The organism is Halovenus rubra, assembly GCF_026586665.1.
Taxonomy (GTDB): Archaea; Halobacteriota; Halobacteria; order Halobacteriales; family Haloarculaceae; genus Halovenus; species Halovenus rubra.
On the sequence record NZ_JAODIY010000004.1, the window covers coordinates 262,729 to 286,810 of the forward strand.

Here is a 24,082-nt window from a genome sequence, read left to right on the forward strand (position 1 = left end):
GTTCGAGTTGCGGTTACTTACAGTTCTTCCCAAGCGAGGCCGAGTTCGTTGCCGAGCTCGACGATTGGGTTGTAGTACTCTTTGTTGGCTTCTTTGACACCGCTGAACCAGAGTGAGTGGTCATCAACCAACTGGACATCTGCTTTCTCCTGCTTTGAGAGTTCGCTCTCTTCTTTATCAAGCAGGCTTGGGTCTACCCCTAGCTCTTCGGCGAGTGAAGACTCTGATTCGTGCTGGTAGGCCTCTTTCGGTGCTTCAATCATCAGGTTCCGGACCTCATCTTTAATCGACTCTTCCCATGCAGCATTGCTCACGATAGGAGCACGGGGGATGGGGTCAGATACTGCAAGTAGATCGAGCTGTGGGTCACGTTCACCAGCGCCTTCGTACTCAACGGAGATATCGACGAAGTCTTGAGACATTTCTTCGAACTGCTCTTTGGGGACGTGCGCTGCCGTCGAGAATGCACCCGTACCTGCAGCAGCGAGACGGTCGTCCTTAATCATCTGCTTGCGTGCAGTCGTGTGGTCCGATGCACGAATATCGAAGTCTTCCGGCTTGCCACCCGGTGCGCCGCCGATGTCGAGTCCTGCCTTTTTCATCATCAGGAGGGGGAACATCGTGCCAGAGACCGATGTCTGCGAAGCCGTCGCAACTGTCTTTCCTTTGAGATCGCTGAGACTTTCAACTCCGCTGTCAGCTGTTGTCGTAATCAGCGAGAAGTAGCGTTCAGCACCGTATGCAACGCGGACACCGGTAACATCGATTTGGTCTGGAATCTGTGCAACAGCACCCGGAGACACGTCAGCGAAGACGCGGTCTCCGTCGCTTGCACGGCGGAGTTCCTGTGCTGTACCTGCGTAGCTCGCTGTCGGAATACCGTTAATTTCGACATCAGCTTCGGACTCGATGTATTCGAAAAGAGGGCTGTACTGGACCGTAATTTCGATTGCCTCTTGGGCCGGGTTCATGACCCAATCAATCTTCGTGGTCGTGTCTTCTGTGGTGTCTCCACCGTCACTGCTATCGTCACCGTCACTGCTATCGTCACCGTCACTGCTATCGCCACCGTCACTGCTATCATCGTCGCCACCAATACAACCAGCGAGGAGACCGGTTGTCGCAAGACCTGTTGTTGCGATAAACTTACGACGCGTTTCTTTCGTATTGGCACGCTTGTCTGCCATTCTGAATTAGAAAAGCTTGCCACTACCCATATGTCTTTCTAATATGATAGCACAATAGGCCCTACAGATGGTTTTCCGTACTTAACGGTACTTATTCGTATAATCTAGTATATAGTATTGTATAGTTGTATATACCCAAAACCAACAAATCGTGTGAGTGATAATTACTCCATCTGGACCTCACTGAGAGCGTGGTCTGTTGGCTGTTGGTTGTTGGACAACTGCACCGAAACTGACCTGACTACGGGGTCGTTGCTCGATAGCGAATTAAACCGGAGCGTCAGACTTGTAGGCAGGAACCGAGAAGTATTGCTATGGCAGTTATCGATATCGCGCGGACGAACGTCGTCACTGTCGAGCCAACCGAGGCAGTGGCTGATGTCATCCGGCGGATGCACGGGGAAGCAGTTGGGAGTGTTGTTGTCACTGACGGGGAGGAGCCACTTGGACTGGTCAGCGACCGTGACTTGGCGATGGCGGTTCTTGACGAAGCGTTCGACGCCGATGAGACCGCCATCGAAGATATTGTCGATGAGGAAACACCAACTATCGACGCCGAAGCAGGTGTCTATGACTTGGTGGAACTTCTCTCACAGAAGGGACGCCGCCGCGTTCCAGTCGTCGAGAACGGTGAGCTTGCAGGTATCATCTCGCTGAGTGATGTGGTTGTCCTGTTGGGAATGGAACTTCAGCACGTAGCGACTGCAATCCGAAGCTCCGCTCCTGCGTACGAAGGCTCTGGGATGCAGTACTACCACGACTGAGGATGCCGGTAGCCAGACACAGAAGATACTCACGACGCTCCCGTACGGACAGGCAATGAGAGGGTCACGGCTGGTCACAACAGAACGGGTTGTCTGTATCACAGCACCCGGTGCTGATGCAGTCGTCGAGTCAGTGGCAGACGCCGTTGCCTCCCACGGACTCGCGTTCGTGACCTACGAGGTTGGAAACACCGTTGAGGAGTCTCGCCTCGCGGGTGGCGATGTCCTCGGTGTGGTCGTCGGTGGTGATGGCACGTTTCTTCGGGCAGTACAGGAGTTTGCACCGCGAGAAATCCCAATTCTCGGCATTGACTCTGGCACGCTCGGATTCTTGACTGTGACCTCACCGGACGCCGTCGACGAAAGCTTCAACGAAATTCTCGACGGCGAGGCGACGGTAACAGACCATCTCCAAGCGCGCGTAACCGCAGAGGGTATCGACGAGACTGCGATCAACGAGATACAGTTTACATCGCCGACAGCGGTGACTGATGGTGTGGACACAGAATTTGGAACAACAGCCGGAACCAGCACGGGAGACTGCGAGCTTGAAGTCTTTGCCGATGGGGAGTATATCGGCCGATACGATGGCGGCGGGCTTCTTGTGAACACACCAACTGGAAGTACGGCGATGGCACTCTCCTCGGGTGGTCCTGTCCACTTTCCTGCCGGCAACGCGACGCTACAACTGACGCCACAACATACCAACAACTCAGCAGCGCGGCCGCTCGTTGTCGATGCTGATACGGAGATTACAGTTGTCCCACAGACGGCTGTCTGTGTCTCTGTTGACGGTGCACGGCCCGAGATAACTGCCAGTCCGGGGACGAAGTTTACTGTAACAGATGCCAAAACGCCAGCCAGACTGGTCACGTGTTCGAACAGCGAGTCAATGATGGATGCGTTAACGACGAAACTCGGCTGGAATGCTGGGAAACCGGCTGAGAAACTAATATCTGACCCGAAAGCCGGGCCGACCGACTTGCTCACGAGAGCCGGTGAATTTGCACGGGAAGCCGCACTCGCTGCCGGTGGGCCGGCACGCCGTATCTATAACCAAATCGAACGCTCGGACTCGGGGCTTGTAAGTGGGGAACTTGTCGGCGCTGCCATCTCCCGGACTGAACAGATTATCACCTCTATTTTACACACTGCCTTTCCGGAACACGCTATTCTCTCCGAGGGGTGGACTGTTGAGTCGGGTGAGGGACCGTACACGTGGATTATCGACCCCGTTGATGGGACAGGAAACTTTGCACACGGGAATCCAAGTTTTACTGTCGCTATTGCACTCGTCCGGAATGGCAGACCCGTTCTCGGTGTCGTCTACAGCCCTGTTACTGAGGAACTTTTCCATGCCGTCGATGGGAGAGGGGCATACCGCAACGAAACGCCAATAGCGCCGACCGACCGCAGCCGAATCGACGAGAGTATGCTACTCTCGGGATACGACCCAACTGGCGAGTTCCTCAAGCAGTTCTACCGCAATGCGCGTGGCGTCCGTCGCCTTGGCTGTGCTTCGTTGCATCTTTGCTACGTAGCTGCAGGGAGTGCTGATGCTCACTGGGAGTACGATACGTACCCCTGGGACGTTGCTGCTGGCCTCTGTATTCTCCGTGAGGCTGGTGGTGTGGCAACGCATTCTGACGGGAGTGAGTATGGACTACGACTCGATGATACCGAGAAGCGGTCGTCGCTTCTCACCTCGAATGGCCCGCTCCACGGTGCCCTTCTCGAAGGGTTTCCCGATGGTGGATTCTGACCAAACAAGCGGTTGTGCCCCCTGTAGACACGGGAGCGCAATATACAAGCAGGTCCTTACACAACTAACGGTAATGACAGAGGAGACTGTGGACCATCGACGCCTCATCATCGCTGGCACAGGCATTGCAGGATTGTCGGCGGCTATCTACGCTGGCCGAGCGAACAATGACCCGCTCGTTCTCGAAGGCGACGAGCCAGGCGGGCAACTCACGCTCACGACTGATGTGGCAAACTACCCGGGCTTCCCTGACGGTATCGGCGGCCCAGAACTGGTCAACAAAATGAAAGAGCAGGCGACGCAGTTCGGTGCGGATATTGACCACGGCGTTGTGGAAGATGTTACCAAACTCGATGACGGCAAGATTCGTGTCGAGTGTTCGAACGATGATGTCTATACTGCGGACGCGTTTATCGCCGCTTCGGGAGCGAGCGCCCGCACGCTTGGTGTTCCCGGTGAAGACGAACTCATGGGCTATGGTCTTTCAACGTGTGCAACCTGTGACGGGGCGTTTTTCCGGGGTGAAGATATGCTCGTTGTCGGTGGCGGCGACGCAGCCATGGAGGAGGCAACATTTCTCACGAAGTTTGCAGATACTGTTTACATCGCCCACCGCCGCGAGGAGTTCCGTGCGGAGGCCCACTGGGTCGACCGTGTAGCGAAAAAAGTCGACGAAGGTGATATCGAGATTCTGCGCAACACCGAGTTACTCGAAATTCACGGCTCTCAGGAGGAAGGCGTTGACCACGTCACACTTGCCGAAAACTCCTCAGGTTATCCGAAAGATAACCTCGATGACCCCGAAACGAACAGCGTCGATATGGATGTGGGTGCAGTCTTTTATGCGATTGGTCACACGCCAAACACAGGTTACTTCGATGATACAGATGTCGACCTCGACGAGACGGGGTATATTGAGACGACGGGTGGCAGCGGCGGCGGGCAGACACGGACCGGTGTCGAGGGCATCTTTGCTGCCGGCGACGTGGTCGACCACCACTACCAGCAGGCGATTACGGCCGGCGGCATGGGAACCAAAGCCGCACTCGACGTTGACGAGTATCTCGAAGACGTTCCAGAGACCAAGACGAATACACCCGAAGCAGCCACAGGCGACGACTGATACTTACTTGATGCGGGGGCGTGTACCCCCACTTGAGACGCCATGGACGGGTACCGTCTGTTACCGCGACTGGGATACGCTGGTCTCTATTTTGTTACTGCAGGCATGCTTGTGGCGAGTTCGCTTGGAACGTTTCTTGGATTGTTCGCGTTCGGGTCGATAGTCTGGTGGCCGACACTTCTTTTTCTGGTTGTGGTGTTCGCTCTGGAACTTCACCGCTTTTATGTCCTCAACCTAGCGTAATTTCTCGTCCGGACGCGTGTCTATCCACTACTCTGTTTTCCCCAGACTGTACGTTTCACTGGCAACTTGTTCAGCCAGTCGGATTATTTCACGGGTAGGTCTCCCGGTTGTGTCCCCGACCTGCTGGGCGTCATCGAACTCACAACTAATATCGAAAACTGTCCCGTCATCCGGGAACCGACTCACCTTTACATTAACCGGATACTGTGTGCCGTCGACTTTGATTGTCACCGTCTCAATAACCCGATCGGCAACAAATCGATGACCGCTGCCGTGCTCACGCACGCCGAGGGTCCCTGTCTCCCGTGCCAGCTTGCGCGCCACGCGGTGGGCGTCAGAAGGGTGTGTGACTACTTTGACCAGATGGCCCGGCCGTGATTTTTTCATCGTTGTCGGGACGATTGTTACGTCGAGTGCCCCCGCGTCTGCAAGCGTCTCTGACAGACCCCCGAGTACCTCTGGTGTCGTATCATCAAGATGTGTTTCGAGGACAGTAATCGGTTCTTCACGCAACGAAGACTCGGTTTCGCCAACCATCGCGCGCAGTACGTTTGGATAATTCTTGAAAGACTTCGAGCCGGCACCGTATCCGGAGCTGTCAATATCCAGCGTCGGGAGTGTTTCGACACTCGCCGCTATCTCTGCGAGAATCGCTGCGCCGGTTGGTGTAAGTAACTCTCTCTTGAGGGGGCCGCCACGAACCGCCCAGTCTGCCATCTCGGCGATTTCGACCACAGCTGGGGCCGGAACTGGGTAGTGGCCGTGGCTCATCGAGACTGAACCACCGCCCGTCGCTATCGGCGTCGTGACGACACGGTCGACATCGAGATCGTTGAGAAGAAGCGAGACGCCGACCACATCGGCGATTGCGTCATCTGCCCCCACTTCGTGGAACTGCGTCGATTTGAGCGGTGTTCCGTGGATGCGGGATTCAGCGTGCCCAAGTCGCTCAAAACAGCCAAGTGCTTGTTCCTCGACGCCGGCGGATAGCCCCATCGCCTCGACAAGGTTGACTACTTCCGGATACGTTCGGTGTTGCCCCTCACCTTCGCCATGGTAACTTCTCTCGTGGCTGTCTCTGTCGTCGCTATGAGTGTGGCCTGCATCTCTGTGGTCATGTGCATGCCCAGGGTCAATCCCAATATGGTCATCGTCGCTTGAAGGCTCTTCGTCGTCGATGCGAACAGTCACCGTCGTTGCCCCGATTCCACACTTTGTACTGTCGGCAACGTCGTACTGAAGACCAAGTTCTGATTCGACGGTTTCAAGAACTGTCGGATCAGCACCAGCGGCAACGAGCGCACCAAGTAGCATATCCCCGCTTGCACCCATCCGCCCGTCGAACGCAAGTAGTCGCATACCTCACATCTGGTGTGTCCGACTAAGAGACTGTTGGCTTTCGTCCTGTGTTCAACCCTGGCAACGGCAGCCACAGCTCACAAATTCATGGGCTCTTGGATAGTCCCCGATACTTTTTGCTCCCGACCACGTCGTCTCGGGCATGACAGTTGGGATTGTCGGCAGTGGACCGGCAGCTGAAGCCGCCGAGGCGGCACTCGGTGACGTAGATGTCCAGACAGAGCGCCGCGACGCAACGGACCTTGCGAGCCTCGATCTCGCAGTCGTTGTCGGACAGGTTGGCGACGCCGTCTTCGAACAGGCCAACGCGCAAGCACTCGATGCGGGTGTCCAATGGGTTGCGGTCGAACTGGGTGGCGTCGGTGGCATTCCAATCGTCGACGCGGCAGTCGCCGGGTTTGGTCCAGAGACTGGCTGTTACGAATGTCTCTCTGGGCGCGTAAACGCAAACCTTGACCCACAGGCCGAACCAGCGGCTGCACCCCACGCACACACCAGTCGCTTTGCTGGTGCGGTAGCCGGTCGGGAGGCCGTCCGTACAATCGAAGCTGACGCAGATATCTTCGGGCGAGTCGTAGTTGTCCCGTTTAACGAACGGCAGTTCTTGCCGCTCCCAAACTGCACCTGTGACCCCGGACGAGACCGGGAACTTCGGTACGGGCACAGCGAGCGAGAACTTGATGACTCGCTGGCGCGGGCCGAGCACGGGCTTGATGATATGCTCGGCATCGTCCAGGAAGTCGGCGAAGCACAGTCGTTTCCGGTACCCTACTATCTGGCGCGAAGTTGTGACACAGCCGGGTTCAGCGACGTGAGTGCCGCCCGTGACGCTGCGGGAGTCGCACCTGATTGGGATAGCTCGTTCATGAAAGCTCTCGGTGAGGGAATGGAACGCTACTGTGCAGGCGTATACCGTGTCGACGACTTCGAGACAGGGACTCCCGACGAAGTTGCAAATACAGTCAAGCCGGAGGCGTTTGTCTGCCGAACTGAACCCGAGGGTGAAGCTATCGAGTGGGTTCCAGGAGAAAATCTGGAGACTGGTCGTGACGTGATGCTCCCGGCAGAATTCGTTCATTTCCCCCCACCGTCGCGCCGCTACCGGCCGGCGATTACGACAGGGCTTGGTCTCGGCAACAGCGGTGTGGAGGCGTTGCTCTCAGGATTGTATGAAGTTATTGAGCGAGACGCTGCGATGCTCTCGTGGTATTCGACGTTTGACCCGCTCGAACTCACAATTGAGGATCACGTCTTCCGGACGATGGCTGAACGCGCTCGTTCGGAGAACCTCTCAGTCACGCCATTACTTTTGACACAGGACGTTGATGTCCCAGTTGTTGCCGTGGCGGTCCATCGAGACACGTGGCCACGGTTTGCACTTGGCTCCGATGCGGCCCTCAACGTCCAAGGAGCCGCTCGTTCGGCGCTTGCTGAAGCACTCCAGAACTGGATGGAACTCGATGGAATGGGACAAGAAGATGCAACTGAGGCACTCGGAGAAATTGGACAGTACGCGACATTTCCCGACACAGCACAGGCCTTTATCGAAGCTGAGACGACACTCCCGGCCGACTCGGTGGGGCCTGATGATATACCGCGCGGGAAAAAAGAACTATCCGAACTAGTTGATAGGGTCACAGCAACAGACCTGAATGCCTACGCCGCGCGAACGACGACACGTGATGTTGACCAGCTCGGATTCGAGGCAGTGCGCGTCGTCCTCCCGTCGGCACAGCCGATGTGTTTTGGGACGGAGTACTTTGGCGAGCGCGCAAAAACAGTGCCAAACGACCTTGGATTCGAGCCGGTACTCAGCCACGACCACCATCCATTCCCCTGAGGGAATCAGATCGCCAGTGCGACCCGAATCATATCACGGGTACCCGGACCAAGACCGACAGCGACGACCGCACCCAGCAGAAGTATCGCAAAGCGTGGACTCTCATCCATGAACTGCTCGTCGAACAGCGAGAGGATGAGTACCGGTGCGAGCAATTTGACGAGGAAGAACGGCCACGCTTCCCCGACATAAGTGCCAAACAGTTCTGTCCCGCCCTGTAATGAACTCGTGGTGTTCATAACGAACTGGTTAAACGGGTGTTTGGCCCCGTAATCGATTCCATGCCAGAGTTTTGTCCAGTCGTTTGCGAGTACGTTTGCGACACCATCGATGGCATGTGCCCAGATGACGACGAGACCCATCATCCCGGTTCCCTCGTTCACCCATGGAACGTACTTTTCAAGCGTGAGGAACGTAACGAGAGAGGCAAGCGTCGCGACTCCAAGCGTAACGACGAGAATCCCGGGGTAGAGGCTAACGTACTCGGTAGATGTCGAGAGATACAACTGGTAAACAAACGTTACCAAAAGGATAACTGTCCCTACTGCTCCGAGTGGGTAGGTCCATGTCTCCGTAATTTCACGAGCGTAGAGGAACTTGCTTCCGAGGAAGATTGTCAGGGCAACGCCAAAGACAGTGAAGTAAATGAACGGGCTGATGAGTAATGCGCTGACTGGATACGTGAACGCAGGCGTAAGTCCCGCATCGATTGCTGCAATGAACGCGTCTTCGACAGTACGGAGCACGCCACCTATTAGCATGAACGGGAACAGCGCGTAGAAGAACCCACGGTAGGGTTTGAGGCTGAACCGGTCCAACAAGAGATAGATTCCAAACAGCATGAAGACAAGCACGAGAATGTATCCTGTGGTGGACGTGAGGGTGTACCCGTCAGTAACTGCGAACTGGCTCGCCTGCGTGAGACACGCCCCGTCGTCCGGGGTTATCACTTCGCCGGCATTGCTGTCGTAAATAAGACACTCGTATTTGGTCGCATCAACGCGGACAGGGCCAAGGAAGTATCGCCAAATGAACTCGTAGTAGACGCGTTGGGTGAACGCGAGCGCTCCGCCAACCATAGCTATTAGCAAGCCGACAAACGCGGTTACCCAGGCCGCTTCCGGGCTAACGTCGTACTGCTCCAGCAGGTCCATACTGGCAAGGCGGTGGCCCGGCGGTTTCTAAATTCCGGTCTCGTGTAGCCCGAACGCACACCCCGTGCCAGACCCAGTCATGTTTCGAGGTCAAGACCGTGCTGGACAACAGCAAGCACTGCATCGTGTGCTTCACCGTTTGAGACGACCAGCCCATCGCTATCGACAGCCCAGCGGTCACCGTGGATATCGGTTGCGACTCCGCCAGCGCGTCGGACGAGGTGGACGCCGGCCAGTGAATCCCACGGATGTGGCCGAGTCGGCATGAACGCGGCGTCGAGACTGCCGGAGGCAACAAGCGCCAACACACCCTGCATCGCGCCAAACCGACGCAGGTCACCGAACTGATCGATACCGGCTTCGAACAGCGTGACCCACTCTTGTTTGCCATTGACTGGCCACAAGCCGTTCATTCCGACAGCAAACGTCTCTGGGTCCGTTCTGTTGCTGACCGTCATTGACGTGTCGTTGCGTGTCACGCTTTCTGGACCAGCGGTGTAGATATCTTCCATCGACGGCATGTAGGTTGCAACGGCGACTGGCTCACCGTCAGTCACTGCCGCCACGCTCGTCGCCCAGAACCGGATGTCACGCAGGTAGTTCCCTGTTCCGTCGATTGGGTCAACGACCCAGGCATCTCCTGTCTCTGGTACTGTCTCAACGAGTTCGTGGCCACTCCCCGCGTCGACTGGCTCAACATCTTCTTCGCAGACAAGCCGCGCCCCCGGAAACTCCTGTTGAATCGTCGCAATCACTTGCAGTTGTGAATCCCTGTCTGCCGCGCTCACAAGGTCGTTCTTGTCAGTCTTTGTCTCAGCTTCGATTCCCTCCCGGAATGCGCCCTGTGCTACGACTCCGCCTGCACGGGCCGCTCGCTCTGCAATCGCGGCCCTGTGTATCTCGTCGCTCATGTCTCTCCTTGTTTAGTGCGGAGTGATAGTAACTGCGAATTGGCCCGGAAGAATCGGCCCCATTACTCTCCTTTGTCGCTACCCTCGGCGTTCACACCAGTCACCGTAGCAGAATCCCCCTCTGTGTGCTCACTCACAAGGGAGTTCCGGGCACGAGGACCAATCATGCCAACAATGTATACTGCGATTGCGACGAGAACGATTGTTCCGCCAGCAGCGACATCATACTGATATGAAATCGTGACGCCAGCTACTGTCGAGACAAGGCCAAGACAGACTCCTCCCATGATAGACCGCTTGAACCCTCGAATCGACGTTGCCGAGGCCACCGGAATAACCAACATTGCAGCGACCAGGATGACACCCATAATCTGCATCGCGGCAACGACCACAACTGCGGTGAGAACCGCAAGCAACTGATTGTAACGTCGGACACTGATACCAGCGGCACGAGCACCGACTTCGTCGAAGGTAATGTACAGCAGGGGACGGTAGGCGACAGTAATTCCAGCCGTTACAATAAGACTGAGAACGACCAGAATCGTCGCATTTACCCGTGTGACAGTGGCGAGTGAGCCAAAGAGGTACGAATTGATGCCGACAGCGATACCGCCGTCTGTGGCAGTCACGAGGACACTCCCAACTGCGAACGACCCAGCCAACACGATAGCCAGTGATGTATCGTGATACGCGCCGGCGTAATCAACCAGTGTCTGAACGAGCAACGCCGCTACCGCTGCAACAATCAGGGCAGTGAACAGTGGAGGAACGTTTGTTCCAAATGTGGCGTTGACGAACAGTCCGGCCGCGACACCAGCAAAGGCCGAGTGAGCAAGCGTATCGCCAATCATTGCCATCTCTCGATGGACGAGGAAACTCCCGACAAGAGGGCCGATAAGCGCGATACAGACGGCTGCAAGGTAGGCGCGCTGCATGAACGGAAACCCAAACATATCGATGCCTGTCAGCTTAGACAGAGCGTCCATTGCAGTCCCCCAGATATCGTCCAGAATAACCTCGGTGATGCTGTCGGTCGCGGTACTTAGTGAGAGAACTATAATCATTGACCGGAAAATCTGTAACGAAACCATATTTAGTGATTGTGTTGCAGAATCGACTGAGAGCCGCCATACGCGTCGGCCAGCGCGTTTGTTTCGACGAACGCTTCGGGGTCACCATGGAAAAACAGTTCTTGATTGAGGCAGGCAATCTTCGATGCGTGTGTGGTGACGATTCCGATATCGTGTTCGATGAGGATGATAGTCATTCCGTCTTCGTTTAACTCGTTGAGAAGGTCATAGAACGCTTCACGAGATTCTGCATCGACACCGACAGTCGGCTCATCGAGTGCAAGCAAGTCGGCATCCGAGGCAAGAGCACGGGCGATAAACACACGCTGGCGTTGACCACCAGAGAGCCGTCCCACGCGACGGTCAGCGAGATCTGCGATTTCGACTCGCTGTAACGCGCTCTCGACAGCGTCGCGGTCGGCATCGGTAAATCGGCCCACCAGCTTCTGTGGGTATCGCCCCATCCTGACGGCCTCACGAACGGTAATCGGCATTTCGTCTTTCGCGTTCGCGACGTCCTGTGGAACGTACCCAAGACGGTCTCCCTGCGTCGACGCCTGTGCCGGGTCACCAAAGAGTGTGATAGAGCCGCTGTCAGCCGGGCGAAGGCCAATCATCAACTCCAGTAGCGTCGTTTTTCCCGACCCGTTGGGGCCGACAAGACCGAGAAACTCCCCGGACTCCACCCCAAGAGACACCTGCTCGACGACTGGACGGGTCCCGTAAGCGAACGTAACCTCTTGAACTTCGATGACGGCCATTATGCGTCTAATACTTTTTCGAGGGTGGGAAGGTTTACGTTTTTCATAATCTCGATGTACCCCCAATCTTCGTTCTCCCAGTTCTCGGTCAGGCCGGGCATCGCAGTCAACGGGAGAACCTCGTTAGCATCGGTTTCCTCAACGAGTTGCTGAGCGGCCTGTTGTGACTCGATGGGGTCTGCACAGATGTACTGCAGGTCATGCGTTTCGATGACCTCCTGTGCCTGTTTGATGTCCTGTAGCGTTGGGCGGTCGTCTGGTGAGACGTCTGTGAGTGCTGCAACTTCAATATCGTAGCGGTCGCCAAAGTACTGGAAGGCGTTGTGTCCTGCAAGGAGAATAACGTTCTTTGAGGCGTCAGACACCATCGACTCGATTTGTTCGTGCAACTCGTCCAGGTCACTCTGGAACGCCGCCGCGTTGTCTGTATACATCTCTTCGTTGTCCGGGTCTACGTCCGTGAGCCCGCGACTGACGTTATCAACCGCTTCCTTTACTCGGAGTGGGTCCATCCAGAAGTGTGGGTCCATTCCGGAGCCGTGGTCGTGCCCATTGTGACCGTCTTCCTTATTGTCTTCCTCATTGTGTTCTCCGTCGTGACCGTTCTCCTCATTGTGTTCTCCGTCGTGACCGTTCTCCTCATTGTGTTCTCCGTCGTGACCGTTCTCCTCATTGTGTTCTCCGTCGTGACCGTTCTCCTCATTGTGTTCTCCGTCGTGACCGTTCTCCTCATTGTGTTCTCCGTCGTGACCGTTCTCCTCATTGTGTTCTCCGTCACCGTGGTTGTGGCCACCACCGCCAGCTTCTAGTAGATTGAGGCCGGCGCTAATATCCATCGTCGTTACGTCCGCACCGTCAGCGTCGAGGTCGCTTCGAATGGCGTCGACCCACGGCTGAAAGTTAGTCATCCCGTGGATGAAGAGGTCAGCAGTGCGGATGTCTTCCCGGATACTGGGGCCTGGCGACCAGCCATGTCCATGCTGGCCGACAGGAACGAGACTCCCACTCTCCGTTATACCCTCTGTAACGTGCGCTGTTAGGTCTCCGAAGACGAAAAACGATGCTTGGGCATTCGTTTCGCCAGCTCCTGAATCGGAATTCGAATCGCCTCCGACACAGCCAGCGAGCATTCCAGTGCCTGTTGCTCCGACAATACCGGACAGCATTTTTCGTCTACTAATTTCCATGCTCAGTTATTAATTAATGCCGTAGTTATAATAACATTACGGTTGTCTCTGGTTGGCATTAATAAAAAAGGCCCTAATTACAGCAATTTGTTAGTACTATCTTTTCGTATTGCATTCCGAATTAATTGGAATTGACGGTTACAGACGGTGTGAGTCGAAATCCCATCCATTTAGGCGGAGGCTGAATCCGATGTTACTCGAAACAGACAACAGTCTAATAACAGACCTCACAGACTGCAATGAAAAGCTTCATACCATTTACCATACATTGGCGCGACACAACAACCGGCAGAGCCGTCAGAAACGGGATAAAACGGGAAAGCTTATAAACTATCCTCTAGAAATTCTGCGTGTATGGCAGACCTAATCGTCAAAGCCGCTGTCAAAGAAGAGCTTGATGACATGAACGTTGCGTCGGACTTCTACGACGCCCTCGACGATGAGGTTGAGGAACTTCTCGAGGACGCCGCCCGACGCGCAGAAGAAAACGACCGAAAGACGGTCCAGCCGCGCGACCTGTAGACCGGTAACCCGTTCTAAGCCCTCTTAGGGCCACTTTCATTCTTCTCTTCTAGAGAGTTACAACGCCGGTGAGTCCGATTTACATTGACTCCGGCGCTTCGACACCGAGAATTTCGAGCGCGTTCGCAATCGTATTTCGTGCTGCAACGACAAGAGCAAGCCGAGCCATTCGGACATCCTCGGACGCATCGACGACTGGACACTCGCGGTAGAAGGCATTGAATGCCTCTGCAAACTCACGGGTGTACGTGGCAACGATATGTGGGGTCCGCTCTGCTGCCCCCTCTTCGACCACGGCAGGGAACCGTGCAATTTCTCGAAGCAGTGTCCGCTCGGATTCACTGTCGAGAAGCGATATCTCGACTGACGAGATGTCGGGTACCTCGTTTGCCTCCGAAAGAATACCGCACGCCCGCGCGTGAACGTACTGGATGTACGGCGCGGACTGGGCTTCGAAATCAAGAGCCCGCTCCCACTCGAACGTGATGGCTTTGGTCGGTTGCTTTGCGACGATATCATATCTTACCGCGCCGATACCGAGTTGGCGTGCGATACGGTCGACATCCTCGTCAGTAAGATCATCGTTCCGGATGCGGTCGTCCATTCTGTCTTCGACTTCTTCCCGAGCACGGGCGATTGCCTCATCAAGGAGGTCATCGAGCATGATGCCTGTCCCTTCGCGGGTAGACATGGACTCGCCGTCCGGGAGGTTGACCCAACCGTATAGCACCTGATCGAGGAGTTCTGTGTCGTTTCCGAGGATTTCAAGCGCGGCACGCAACTGCTGTGACTGTAGCCCATGGCCCTCACCGAGGACGGTCACTGCCTCGTCGTAGTTGTTGAATTTCCACTCGTGGTGTGCCAGGTCTCGAGTGGTATACAGAGACGTACCGTCGGACCTGAGGAATACAAAGTTCTTTTCGATGTCCCAGTCAGTCAACTCGAGTTGCCAGGCGTCCTCCTCGTAGACGGCATACTCGGTTTCCTTGAGCGTCTCTGCAATCTCATCGGTCGATCCATCTCGGATGAACCGCGTTTCTTTGACAAATTCGTCAAACTCCGCAGGTAACCGTTCGAGACAATCCTGCATCCCGCCGAGCACCGTGTCAACGACTTCACCAACCCGCTCGTAGGTTTCCTCGTTGCCCGCTTCCAAGCCTTGCATAATCTCTTGTATCTCGTCTTCTGCTGTGGCGACAGTCTCTTGGTCACCCTCTTCGAGGACGGTGTTGCCTTTCCGGTAGTAGCGCACGAGGTCGTACTCAACGCGGTCACGTTCCGGTTTGGGCAAGTCCTCCTCATCGAAGGTTTCGTACGCCCAGGTAAACACAGCCATCTGGCGCCCAGCGTCGTTGACGTAGTAGTGACGGTCGACATCATACCCGGCATACGACAGGAGATTTGCGAGTGCGTCGCCGACAATCGGGTTGCGGGCACGCCCGACGTGGACAGGCCCGGTTGGATTGGCACTTGTGTGCTCGATTACGACGCTCGTTTCTTGATTGGGAAGCCTACCGTACTCGCCGTCTTGGCCTGCCTCAACTGTTCCGGTGAAATACGCTTCACTGGGAAAGAAATTGACGTACGGACCCTGTGAAGCAACGTGGTCGATGAACTCACACCTAGCAGTATCAAAGCAGTCGACAATATCACCAGCAACGTTAGGTGGCGCTGTGCCCGCTTTACTGGCCAGCCGGAATGCGACACTCGATGCGAGAACGGCGTCCACGTCGTCCGGCGGCTGCTCGATACCGAGGTCGTCTGTGGGAAAATCGAGAGCGCCGAGGCTCCGTTCAAGTTCGGCCTCGACCTCCCCACGCATCGCGAGGAACATACTCTACCGGCACTACTCGTTGGGGTCTATTTGCCTCTGGCGATATGTGGTGGTCGCAAGCAGCCTGCTCTATGCCTCGAATCCGTCCTCAAAAATGAACGTCCCGTTTCGCTGGACGACTTCACCGTCAACCTCGATTCGAGACTCCTCGCTCATATCAACAATCATATCCATATGCATCGCGCTTTGGTTCTGTTCGTTGTTTTCGCCGACAGTCCCATCGTAAGCACGGCCAAGCGCCATATGGACGGTGTCGCCCATCTTCTCATCGAACAACATGTTATACGTGAATTGGTCGATATCTCGATTCATACCGATACCCAACTCACCGAGGTAGCGCGCACCATCGTCGGTGTTGAGGACTGCAGTGAGAACTTCTTCGTTTTTCTCTGCTCCGTGGTCGACAACTTTGCCGTCCTCGAAGTTGAGATAGACGTCTTGAATCTCCCGGCCCTGTGCCATCAAGGGTTTATCGAACACAACCTCTCCGTCAACGCTATCAGGGACAGGCGCTGTGAACACTTCGCCACCCGGCAGATTTCGTTCGGCATAATCGTTTATTGTGTGGTTGCCCGCAACAGACATCGTCACGTCGGTTTCCTCGCCCGAGACGAGACGAACTTCTTTTGCAGGGTCGAGTATCTCAACCATCTGTTGTTGGTGTTCACGAACAGCGTCCCAATCCTTGTTGACGGCGTCCCAAACAAACTCCTCGTAGTTTGGAGTACTCATCTCGGCGTCCTGTGCGTTCCCTGCTGCAGGATACTGCGTTCCAACCCAGCGCTTGCCGAGACGAATATCCAAGATTTCCTGATTTGCTTTGGACATGGCTGCAGTCTTTTCGGGGTCGATGTCGCTGGTTTCATTCGTGTTTGTGTCAGCTCTGATAGCGATGTAGACATCAGCTTCCTCCATCGCAGCAAGCGAAACATCTGACATGGTAATATCGTCGATATCAAGCGCCCGACGGTAGGCTGTACTAGCACGGGAACTGTTCATACGCGTATTGAGGTTTGCACCACGCTCGCCACACAGCTCTGCAACGGCAATAATCAATTCTTCGGCGACCGGGTCACCTCGTAGAATTACTTCGTCGCCTTCCTGCACTTTGACGGAGTGGTCGACAATAATCTCTGCGTGTTCGCGGATTCGGGGATCCATATCTGATAACATTTCGGTGGCAATTTAATGGTAGCGATACCGTTGACACGTTGTCGGTGACGCTGTGGAGAGGAACGTTTTAGCCCATGGAGAGTCGTCATCGAACTAATGAGTGATTCTGAGGGTGGCCCGAAACAGGTAGACAAACCGAGCTACCACAACGACAACCATACTGCGGTCCAGACGTGCGGATGGACAAAAAACGCGCTCCGTGGTGAAGGCAAGTGTTACAAGAACATTTTCTACGGAATCGAGTCACACCGGTGTATTCAGATGACACCGGTTGTCAAGTGCAACGAGCGCTGTGTCTTCTGCTGGCGCGACCACGCGGGACACGCATACGAACTCGGCGATGTTGAGTGGGACGACCCTGAAGCAGTGGTTGAGGCGTCGATTGAACTGCAAACAAAACTGCTCTCGGGCTTTGGCGGCAACGAGGAGGTACCCCGGGAACGATTCGATGAGGCGATGGAGCCACGACACGTTGCGATCTCGCTGGATGGAGAGCCAACGCTCTATCCGTACCTCCCGGAACTCATCGAGGAGTTTCACGACCGGGATATTACGACATTTCTTGTTTCAAACGGGACAAAACCGGATGTCCTCGCAGAATGTGACCCCACTCAACTGTACGTCTCAGTCGACGCTGCTGATAGGAAGACCTTCGACCAGACTGTCAAGGCCGTCGACGACGATGCTTGGGAGCAACTCATCGAGACACTTGACGTGCTAGCTGAAAAGGATGACACACGAACTGTTATTCGGACAACCCTCACAAAAGGGCACAATATGCACCATCCAGAATGGTATGCGGCGATGTGTACAAGAGCTCGGGCTGACTTCGTAGAGCTAAAAGCGTACATGCACGTCGGCCACTCCCGAGGCCGTCTCGACCGCGACTCAATGCCCGAACACGAGGAGGTTATTGATTTTGCCGAGGAGATTCAACAGCACCTGCCTCACGACGAACTCAAGCAGGTGCCTGCATCACGGGTCGCGATGCTCGCTCTCGATTCTGATTCCTGGGTCCCGAAACTAAAAAAGTCAAGCGAGTTCTGGGACCGCGACCCCCTCGCGCAGTAACGAGTCCACTCCCTGTAACCGTAATCGGCACCCATTTCTGTCCCGCAACCCTGAGAAAATGTATGAGCGAGCTAAGTGCCACGCTGCACACTTCAAAAGGCGATATCGAGGTTGAACTGTTTGACGAGCGCGCACCACGTACAGTCGAGAACTTTGTCGGGCTTGCGACCGGCGAACAAGAGTGGGAAGACCCAGAAAGCGGAGAAACTCTCACCGAACCGCTGTACGATGATGTCGAGTTCCATCGTATCATCGATGATTTCATGATTCAGACAGGCGATCCAACCGGAACTGGCCGTGGTGGCCCGGGCTATACGTTCGACGATGAGTTCCACGACGATCTTCGCCATGACGAAGCCGGCAAGCTCTCGATGGCAAACCGTGGACCCGACACGAATGGGTCCCAGTTTTTCATTACGCTGGACGCCCAGCCACACCTTGACGACAAACACGCCGTATTCGGTGAAGTGACTGATGGTATGGATGTCGTTGAGAAAATCGGCAACGCGTCGACAGACATGAACGACCACCCGACAACACCCATACATCTCGAATCGGTCGAACTTCACGGTAACTGAGCCGTTTCCGTCCGTCGATATTCGTAACCCCTTTTTGATTGCCTGAGTGAGAAGAATATGCGCGAGGGTGGCTGAGCTAGGCCAAAGGCGGCGGGCTTAAGACCCGCTCCCGTAGGGGTCCCTGGGTTCGAATCCCAGCCCTCGCATAACGAGACACGACGAAAGACGTAGTTTGGCGAGATCCAACACAGCCACGAACCGCTCTTATCACGGCTGCTCGAATTGGTGTACCGCTGTTTGTACTGTACAAACCACGGTCGATGAACTCTCGGGGCTGTTCTACTGGATTCGAATGCTGCTGAGCAAAGCTCAGCAACCCGCGCGAGTATACAGGATTCGCTCAGTCCTAGCCCTTGTATAACAAGACACGACCAAAGACGCACCGCAAAGATGAGTTAGAACCTGAGTATAGACTCACGCAGACGAGTTACAGTATTGGGGTAACTGCTGTAACAGATCGACATCGTTGCTGAGCGTTCTTTTCTGACCGACCACGTATTGACATCCTCCCCAACTAAAGCGAGAGGATTCCCTGAAGGAAACATTCTGGTTGTGTGTTTCCTCGGCTCTCAACTACGCTTTCGCGTGGAACGTCAAAGGTCGCCACCGAATTGTGACCAGCGGTGTGCTTTCCAGCGCGTGTAGCCCTGTCGATAGGGCCTTCCTCCCTGCATACAGCAGGCGTCAACGACGGCTGGTTGTTCAGCCAGCGAGGTCGCACGGTTGGCCTCACCCGAAGTGTTAGTGCATAATTCTCTCTCGTTGTGCGATATTTTCCGAAGCGTTCAGGCCAGCGTGGCGTCCACAGTCACACTCTAAACATGCAAACTCCAAAAGACGGGAGACGCTCTCAGTCGTCGCCGGGGGTAAGCTCTACTGTCTTCCCTTTTGATGTGTTCAGGTGACAGGCCGACCGGTGGCCAGGTTCGTGCTCGATTTGCTCTGGCTTGGATGTCTCACAAGGCGTCTCAAACGTGGACATGAGGTGCTCTCGGGCGCTGTCCGTATCCTCGTTGACGAGGGCGTCCAGTGCCTCCTCGACGGCTGTTTCAGCAGTGGGTTCCTCGATTCTCTCGGGGATTCCGAACTCGGAGCGAATCTGTGATTTGATGGCCTGGTCTGTTACGCCACTTCCGGAATCTTGGGAGCCAAGAGCGTTTTCACGAATACTTTCGAGGTCGATTGCCTCCTGTGCCACTCTGTCACGGAAGTTCAGAATCGCTCGCCAGCTCTCCTGCTCGAACTCCATGTCTGGGGGCTGAATAACGCGGTGACACCGCGTGTGGAACCGACAGCCACTCGGCGGGTTCGTTGGCGATGGAACGGTTCCTTTGAGCTCGATACCCTCGTTTCTCGACCGTGGGTCTGGTGTCGGGATCGCCGAAAGAAGCGCTTCTGTGTACGGATGCTGTGGGTTCTCGAAAATCTCGTCCACATCGCCGATTTCGACGATTTCGCCGAGGTACATCACTGCGACACGGTCACAAACTTTTGAAATTACGGACATGTCGTGGCTGATAAACAGCATTGACATGCCGTACTTCTCTTGCAGGTCGTTAATTAGGGACAGAATCTCAGCTTTGATTGAGACGTCTAGTGCCGAGACTGGCTCGTCGGCTACAATGAAATCAGGATTCAACACGAGCGCCCGTGCCAACCCGATCCGCTGTTTCTGTCCGCCCGAGAACTCGTGGGGATACCGGTCGTAATCTTCAGCCGACAACCCCACGCGTTCAAGAAGGTCTTCGACAATAGCGCGACGCCGAGGCTTGTCGTCCATTCCATGAACCAAGAGTAGCTCGGCGACCGCACTACCGACAGTCATCCGCGGGTTGAAACTGGATGATGGGTCCTGGAAAATCATCTGAGCATCCCGGCGGAACTGCTTTAACTCGCGTTTGTTGAACTCTGTTACGTCGTTTGGATGGGCTCCATCTTCCCGACGGGTTTCACTTGCTCTGTTACCGCCATTAAAGATGACTTCTCCGTCGGTCGCATCTTCGAGACGAATTATTGATGTGGCTGCGGTTGATTTGCCACAGCCCGACTCGCCGACGAGTCCAACGGTCTCGCCGGGGTGAACATCGAAGCTGATGCCGTCGACAGCCTTCGTCGCGCCGACCTTCCTGTTCAAAAGCCCAGATTTTATCGGGTAATGCTTTTTGAGGTTCCGAACAGAGAGAATGGGTTCAGTCATCTGTTGCCCCCATTTCTGTGGAACTACTGTCGCTCTCTAACTCGCTATCCCGAACAACTGAACTGTCGTATCCCGACTGGTAGTACACGCATGACACCTCGTGGTTGCGCTCGATTTCGATTTCTTCTGGTTGGTCGCCGATTGTACAGTCCTCGTTTGCGTGGTCACACCGCGGCGCGAACCGACAGCCGTCAGGCGTGTTATACGGGTTCGGTAGTGTTCCCGGAATCCCGTCTGTCTCTCGTCCTTTATCTGGAATACACTCCATCAATGCTTGTGTGTACGGGTGGCTCGGTTCTTCGAAGATATCGAACACGTCGCCACGTTCCATCACCTTGCCCGCGTACATGACGACGACCCGGTCCGCAATCTCTGCGACGACGCCGAGGTCGTGGGTGACAAACAGGATTGACATCCCGTAATCCTCTTGGAGTTCGTTGAGGAGTTTCAGAATCTGGGCCTGCACAGTCACATCTAGTGCTGTCGTCGGCTCGTCGGCAATCAACAGGTCTGGATTCCCGACAAGTGCCATCGCAATCATTGCCCGTTGCTTTTGCCCGCCCGAGAGCTCGTGTGGATAATCGTCGAACCGTGCCGAGGCATTTGCGAGGCCGACCCGTTCGAGCAAATCAATTCCGCGCTTTCTCGCTTCGTCGTCCGGGACATCTTGGTGAACCTGCAATGCTTCGGTTATCTGCCAGCCAATACTGTAACAGTGGTTCATCGCCTCCTGTGGGTTCTGGAAGATATGTGCGATGTTATCTCCACGGACCTGCCGAAGCTCTTTTTTATTCATCGACTGGAGGTCTTTACCCTCCAGTTCGACTGTCCCAGACACTTTACCGGGCGGCTCCTTGACAAGGCCTGTGATTGATTCGGTCGCAACGGTCTTGCCGGATCCAGACTCACCGACAATACACACTGTCTCACCCTCGCCAATCGAGAAGTCGACAGCGTCGACCGCTGTCAGCATTCCATTGTCGGTTCTGAACTCCGTCGTGAGGTTCTTTACCTCGAGCAGATTATCGTTTACGCTCATTTTTCAGCCTCCGATTCAGCTTCTGGGTTCAATGCATCGAGCAACGCATCTCCCAGGAAATTGAACGCCAGGATAGTAAAGAACAGAATAAATCCTGGTGCCAGAATAATCCATGGCGCATACTCCAGTGAAGACCGTCCCGAGGCGATAAGCTGTCCCCACGAGAGGAGGCCAGCATCACCTAGCCCGAGGAACGAAAGCTGTGCTTCGGCCAGCAAGAATCCTGGCACGAGCAGAGTCAGGTTTGTGATGATACTACTGGCTGTGTTTGGGACAATATGTCGCCTGACGACTCGATACCTGCTTGCACCACTGATTCTTGTTGCGTCAATGAACTCTTCCTCGGCTACAGACAGCGCCTTACTGCGGATATACCGCGCCGCGCCGCCCCACGCGAATGTCGCAAATATCACAATGAAGAGACCGAGGCTGGCTCCGTAGATGTAGGTAATCATCAAGAAGAAAATGAGCGTTGGGAATGCCAGCACGATGTCAGTCATCCGCATAAGCGTCTCATCGACCCATCCACCAGAGTACGCGCTGATGGTTCCAACACTGATGCCAATGAGAGCAACGATGAGCGTCGTGATAAACGCAATTTTCATCGTAATCGTCGTACCATGGACCATAAAGGCCAATACATCGCGTCCGGAGCCTGTCGTTCCGAGCGGGTGTTGCCAAGTTCCCTGACACGTTCCACCGGAGGCTTCTCCGACACATTGGACAATATTCGCCGTATCGACGGTGGCGTACACCGGCGGCTGGAATGACTTGAGGATGTCGGGCTCTGGTTTATCAATAAACAACGGCCCAATGATCCCGACAACGAAGACAAAAGCCAGCCAGACCAGGCTGACGACTGCAGGGCGGTTTCGCTTGAACTCTTTCCAGTAGTATCTCGTCATCCGTGGATTCTCGTAGAGCGGGAGAATCATATAGAAGGCAAACAAGAATATGGTAAATATGAATATGTAGTCAAGACCTGCGGGATTCCATGTTAGTCCGAGCGTTTCGAACGGCCCTGATAGCCCGAGATCTTTACCTAACTGGACAAATGTCTTTTCTCGCTGTCCGACTGCCACTCTATCATAGAGCCACAGAGCTAGCAACGGTAGCGTCGTAATGAGCATCAGCTTCGTCTTGAGCGCAAGATTGACGATGCCACTGCTGCTTCGCACGCTCTCCCAATTGACTTCGTCGAACGTGTCTGGTTGTTCCGTTGCCATTGTTATCTGTCGTCGTAGCTAATCCGCGGGTCTATCATGGTAAACACGAGGTCCTCGACGAGGTTTCCGACTACCCCGACGAACGTGAACACCAGTGTTGTTCCGAGGACGAGACTTGTATCCTGTGAGATGATCGACTGCACTAGAAGACGACCAAGTCCCGGTATCGCGAAGACTTCCTCGACTAACACTGATGCCCCCACAAACAGTGCGAACAACGCACTAACCAGCGATGTTGACAGCGGAACCAGTGTTGGCCGGAGTACGTGGTGGGTGTACCGTCGTGTTGGTTTGACACCTTTTGCTTTCGCTGTCTTCATGAAGTCGGCATTCATAAACTCGGCCGACTCATTTCTTGCAACTCGCATAGTGCCACCTATCGACCCAGTCACGAGAACAAAGACTGGTAAGACCAGTTGCCAAGCATTCTCGAGACTTAATATCGGCACCGTTGTGTCGTATGTTATGGGGAATATTTCGAACCATACGCCAAATACTAGCACTAATAAAATTGCGAAGAAGAAATTCGGAATCGCATACCCAAAGAAGGCGAACCCAGTTGCTAGATGGTCTTTCCAAGTGTACATACGTGACGCTGAATAGATTCCAAGGGTTGGTGCTATCAGCACTGACAACACCGTCCAGGGGACTGAATACTGCGCCGTGTACTTAAACGAGGAGACAATCGCATCCGTCACTGGTTCACTCCTGGTTTCGGACCACCCCCAATCAAGCGTGTACACGTTCTCAACGAACTGCATGTACTGGACGTGTATTGGGTCATTGAGCCCGCGGGCTTCCTTTACCCGCTCGACTGCTTCTTCAGGGTTTTCCCCTCCGAGCGCTGCTTGTTGTGCTGCTGCCTGAATATTCGGGTTTGGAGAGAAATACAGGAGCAAAAACGAGGCAGTAACGATAATCATCGATACTACCACGGCGTAAACGATACGTGCGGAGATGTATTGTGCCATTCCCATTGTTAGAGTTTTGTTATCATGTTAGGATGTGTCTAGCCCATATTTGAGTATTACGGGTATCGTGGTATCGAAACGTTTGTATCGTGGGTAATTACTTGACGTTA

21 protein-coding genes and 1 tRNA gene are annotated in these 24,082 nt (G+C 54.8%); 9 read left to right on the forward strand and 13 right to left on the reverse strand.

Annotation, left to right across the window (positions count from 1 at the left end; genetic code table 11):
- Positions 1–17: 17 nt before the first annotated feature.
- Positions 18–1,187: a PhnD/SsuA/transferrin family substrate-binding protein gene (locus N5098_RS03640; protein ID WP_267636333.1), complete on the reverse strand. Its 1,170-nt coding sequence runs from the start codon at positions 1,185–1,187 to the stop codon at positions 18–20.
- Positions 1,188–1,501: 314 nt separating this feature from the next.
- Here N5098_RS03640 and N5098_RS03645 point away from each other — a divergent pair, with 314 nt between their 5' ends.
- The 4 genes from N5098_RS03645 to N5098_RS03660 all read left to right on the forward strand — a co-directional run bounded on the left by N5098_RS03645 (position 1,502) and on the right by N5098_RS03660 (position 5,079).
- Complete coding sequence (locus N5098_RS03645; RefSeq protein ID WP_267636334.1) at positions 1,502–1,951, forward strand: CBS domain-containing protein; 450 nt, start codon at positions 1,502–1,504, stop codon at positions 1,949–1,951.
- Positions 1,952–2,006: 55 nt separating this feature from the next.
- Positions 2,007–3,713 carry an NAD(+)/NADH kinase gene (locus tag N5098_RS03650; protein WP_267636335.1) on the forward strand — a complete coding sequence of 569 codons (1,707 nt, stop codon included), beginning with the start codon at positions 2,007–2,009 and terminating at the stop codon, positions 3,711–3,713.
- A 73-nt stretch (positions 3,714–3,786) separates the two neighbouring features.
- Positions 3,787–4,836 carry an NAD(P)/FAD-dependent oxidoreductase gene (locus tag N5098_RS03655; protein ID WP_267636336.1) on the forward strand — a complete coding sequence of 350 codons (1,050 nt, stop codon included), beginning with the start codon at positions 3,787–3,789 and terminating at the stop codon, positions 4,834–4,836.
- A gap of 42 nt (positions 4,837–4,878) precedes the next feature.
- Complete coding sequence (locus tag N5098_RS03660; protein WP_267636337.1) at positions 4,879–5,079, forward strand: hypothetical protein; 201 nt, start codon at positions 4,879–4,881, stop codon at positions 5,077–5,079.
- A gap of 27 nt (positions 5,080–5,106) precedes the next feature.
- Here the strand turns inward: N5098_RS03660 and larC are convergent, their stop codons facing one another.
- Entirely contained in the window at positions 5,107–6,438 is a 1,332-nt protein-coding gene (gene larC, locus N5098_RS03665) for a nickel pincer cofactor biosynthesis protein LarC (RefSeq protein WP_267636338.1), read from the reverse strand.
- Positions 6,439–6,580: 142 nt separating this feature from the next.
- Between larC and N5098_RS03670 the strand changes: the two genes are divergently transcribed.
- Positions 6,581–8,278 carry a YcaO-like family protein gene (locus tag N5098_RS03670; protein WP_267636339.1) on the forward strand — a complete coding sequence of 566 codons (1,698 nt, stop codon included), beginning with the start codon at positions 6,581–6,583 and terminating at the stop codon, positions 8,276–8,278.
- Positions 8,279–8,283: 5 nt separating this feature from the next.
- Here the strand turns inward: N5098_RS03670 and N5098_RS03675 are convergent, their stop codons facing one another.
- From N5098_RS03675 to N5098_RS03695, 5 genes are all read right to left on the reverse strand, one after another.
- Positions 8,284–9,432: a DUF63 family protein gene (locus tag N5098_RS03675; protein WP_267636340.1), complete on the reverse strand. Its 1,149-nt coding sequence runs from the start codon at positions 9,430–9,432 to the stop codon at positions 8,284–8,286.
- Between the two features lie 77 nt (positions 9,433–9,509).
- A complete protein-coding gene (locus N5098_RS03680) occupies positions 9,510–10,343 on the reverse strand; it encodes an inositol monophosphatase family protein (protein WP_267636341.1) in 834 nt (277 codons plus the stop codon).
- A 62-nt stretch (positions 10,344–10,405) separates the two neighbouring features.
- Positions 10,406–11,407: a metal ABC transporter permease gene (locus N5098_RS03685; RefSeq protein ID WP_267636342.1), complete on the reverse strand. Its 1,002-nt coding sequence runs from the start codon at positions 11,405–11,407 to the stop codon at positions 10,406–10,408.
- 29 nt (positions 11,408–11,436) lie between these two features.
- Positions 11,437–12,174, reverse strand: a complete 738-nt coding sequence (locus N5098_RS03690) for a metal ABC transporter ATP-binding protein (protein ID WP_267636343.1) — start codon at positions 12,172–12,174, stop codon at positions 11,437–11,439.
- Positions 12,174–13,361: a metal ABC transporter substrate-binding protein gene (locus N5098_RS03695; protein ID WP_267636344.1), complete on the reverse strand. Its 1,188-nt coding sequence runs from the start codon at positions 13,359–13,361 to the stop codon at positions 12,174–12,176. The genes N5098_RS03690 and N5098_RS03695 overlap by 1 nt, the downstream gene beginning before the upstream one ends.
- A 354-nt stretch (positions 13,362–13,715) precedes the next feature.
- Here N5098_RS03695 and N5098_RS03700 point away from each other — a divergent pair, with 354 nt between their 5' ends.
- The gene (locus N5098_RS03700; protein WP_267636345.1) at positions 13,716–13,883 is read left to right on the forward strand and encodes a DUF1931 domain-containing protein; all 168 of its coding nucleotides are present in this window, start codon (positions 13,716–13,718) and stop codon (positions 13,881–13,883) included.
- Between the two features lie 79 nt (positions 13,884–13,962).
- Here N5098_RS03700 and argS read toward each other — a convergent pair whose 3' ends face one another.
- Together argS and N5098_RS03710 are read right to left on the reverse strand one after the other, a co-directional pair.
- Complete coding sequence (gene argS / locus N5098_RS03705) at positions 13,963–15,717, reverse strand: arginine--tRNA ligase (RefSeq protein WP_267636346.1); 1,755 nt, start codon at positions 15,715–15,717, stop codon at positions 13,963–13,965.
- A 69-nt stretch (positions 15,718–15,786) separates the two neighbouring features.
- The gene (locus tag N5098_RS03710) at positions 15,787–16,878 is read right to left on the reverse strand and encodes an aminopeptidase (RefSeq protein WP_267636347.1); all 1,092 of its coding nucleotides are present in this window, start codon (positions 16,876–16,878) and stop codon (positions 15,787–15,789) included.
- A gap of 108 nt (positions 16,879–16,986) precedes the next feature.
- Here N5098_RS03710 and twy1 point away from each other — a divergent pair, with 108 nt between their 5' ends.
- The 3 genes from twy1 to N5098_RS03725 all read left to right on the forward strand — a co-directional run bounded on the left by twy1 (position 16,987) and on the right by N5098_RS03725 (position 18,685).
- Entirely contained in the window at positions 16,987–17,961 is a 975-nt protein-coding gene (gene twy1, locus N5098_RS03715) for a 4-demethylwyosine synthase TYW1 (RefSeq protein WP_267636348.1), read from the forward strand.
- 62 nt (positions 17,962–18,023) lie between these two features.
- The gene (locus N5098_RS03720) at positions 18,024–18,539 is read left to right on the forward strand and encodes a peptidylprolyl isomerase (RefSeq protein ID WP_267636349.1); all 516 of its coding nucleotides are present in this window, start codon (positions 18,024–18,026) and stop codon (positions 18,537–18,539) included.
- Positions 18,540–18,600: 61 nt separating this feature from the next.
- Positions 18,601–18,685 (forward strand) — tRNA-Leu (locus N5098_RS03725).
- 704 nt (positions 18,686–19,389) lie between these two features.
- Here the strand turns inward: N5098_RS03725 and N5098_RS03730 are convergent.
- Genes N5098_RS03730 through N5098_RS03745 form a run of 4 tightly spaced genes read right to left on the reverse strand, consistent with a single transcriptional unit; the run spans position 19,390 to position 23,978 of the window.
- Positions 19,390–20,736, reverse strand: coding sequence for an ABC transporter ATP-binding protein (locus tag N5098_RS03730; RefSeq protein WP_267636350.1), 1,347 nt, complete (start codon positions 20,734–20,736; stop codon positions 19,390–19,392).
- Positions 20,729–21,775, reverse strand: coding sequence for an ABC transporter ATP-binding protein (locus N5098_RS03735; protein WP_267636351.1), 1,047 nt, complete (start codon positions 21,773–21,775; stop codon positions 20,729–20,731). Before N5098_RS03735 ends, N5098_RS03730 begins: the two co-directional genes overlap by 8 nt.
- Positions 21,772–23,001, reverse strand: coding sequence for an ABC transporter permease (locus N5098_RS03740; RefSeq protein ID WP_267636352.1), 1,230 nt, complete (start codon positions 22,999–23,001; stop codon positions 21,772–21,774). The genes N5098_RS03735 and N5098_RS03740 overlap by 4 nt, the downstream gene beginning before the upstream one ends.
- 2 nt (positions 23,002–23,003) lie before the next feature.
- Positions 23,004–23,978 (reverse strand): ABC transporter permease, encoded by a 975-nt coding sequence (locus N5098_RS03745; RefSeq protein ID WP_267636353.1) that lies wholly within the window; start codon positions 23,976–23,978, stop codon positions 23,004–23,006.
- Between the last annotated feature and the right edge of the window lie 104 nt (positions 23,979–24,082).

Excerpts from the sequence above, each read along its gene's own strand:
- N5098_RS03720 (WP_267636349.1), top strand. The coding sequence starts at position 18,024 with ATGAGCGAGCTAAGTGCCACGCTGCACACTTCAAAAGGCGATATCGAG.
- N5098_RS03710 (WP_267636347.1), bottom strand. The coding sequence starts at position 16,878 with ATGGATCCCCGAATCCGCGAACACGCAGAGATTATTGTCGACCACTCC.
- N5098_RS03660 (WP_267636337.1), top strand. The coding sequence starts at position 4,879 with ATGGACGGGTACCGTCTGTTACCGCGACTGGGATACGCTGGTCTCTAT.
- N5098_RS03685 (WP_267636342.1), bottom strand. The coding sequence starts at position 11,407 with ATGATTATAGTTCTCTCACTAAGTACCGCGACCGACAGCATCACCGAG.
- N5098_RS03695 (WP_267636344.1), bottom strand. The coding sequence starts at position 13,361 with ATGGAAATTAGTAGACGAAAAATGCTGTCCGGTATTGTCGGAGCAACA.
- argS (WP_267636346.1), bottom strand. The coding sequence starts at position 15,717 with ATGTTCCTCGCGATGCGTGGGGAGGTCGAGGCCGAACTTGAACGGAGC.
- twy1 (WP_267636348.1), top strand. The coding sequence starts at position 16,987 with ATGAGTGATTCTGAGGGTGGCCCGAAACAGGTAGACAAACCGAGCTAC.
- N5098_RS03655 (WP_267636336.1), top strand. The coding sequence starts at position 3,787 with ATGACAGAGGAGACTGTGGACCATCGACGCCTCATCATCGCTGGCACA.
- N5098_RS03700 (WP_267636345.1), top strand. The coding sequence starts at position 13,716 with ATGGCAGACCTAATCGTCAAAGCCGCTGTCAAAGAAGAGCTTGATGAC.
- N5098_RS03680 (WP_267636341.1), bottom strand. The coding sequence starts at position 10,343 with ATGAGCGACGAGATACACAGGGCCGCGATTGCAGAGCGAGCGGCCCGT.
- N5098_RS03735 (WP_267636351.1), bottom strand. The coding sequence starts at position 21,775 with ATGAGCGTAAACGATAATCTGCTCGAGGTAAAGAACCTCACGACGGAG.
- N5098_RS03640 (WP_267636333.1), bottom strand. The coding sequence starts at position 1,187 with ATGGCAGACAAGCGTGCCAATACGAAAGAAACGCGTCGTAAGTTTATC.
- N5098_RS03645 (WP_267636334.1), top strand. The coding sequence starts at position 1,502 with ATGGCAGTTATCGATATCGCGCGGACGAACGTCGTCACTGTCGAGCCA.
- N5098_RS03675 (WP_267636340.1), bottom strand. The coding sequence starts at position 9,432 with ATGGACCTGCTGGAGCAGTACGACGTTAGCCCGGAAGCGGCCTGGGTA.
- N5098_RS03740 (WP_267636352.1), bottom strand. The coding sequence starts at position 23,001 with ATGGCAACGGAACAACCAGACACGTTCGACGAAGTCAATTGGGAGAGC.
- N5098_RS03670 (WP_267636339.1), top strand. The coding sequence starts at position 6,581 with ATGACAGTTGGGATTGTCGGCAGTGGACCGGCAGCTGAAGCCGCCGAG.
- larC (WP_267636338.1), bottom strand. The coding sequence starts at position 6,438 with ATGCGACTACTTGCGTTCGACGGGCGGATGGGTGCAAGCGGGGATATG.
- N5098_RS03745 (WP_267636353.1), bottom strand. The coding sequence starts at position 23,978 with ATGGGAATGGCACAATACATCTCCGCACGTATCGTTTACGCCGTGGTA.
- N5098_RS03650 (WP_267636335.1), top strand. The coding sequence starts at position 2,007 with ATGAGAGGGTCACGGCTGGTCACAACAGAACGGGTTGTCTGTATCACA.
- N5098_RS03730 (WP_267636350.1), bottom strand. The coding sequence starts at position 20,736 with ATGACTGAACCCATTCTCTCTGTTCGGAACCTCAAAAAGCATTACCCG.
- N5098_RS03690 (WP_267636343.1), bottom strand. The coding sequence starts at position 12,174 with ATGGCCGTCATCGAAGTTCAAGAGGTTACGTTCGCTTACGGGACCCGT.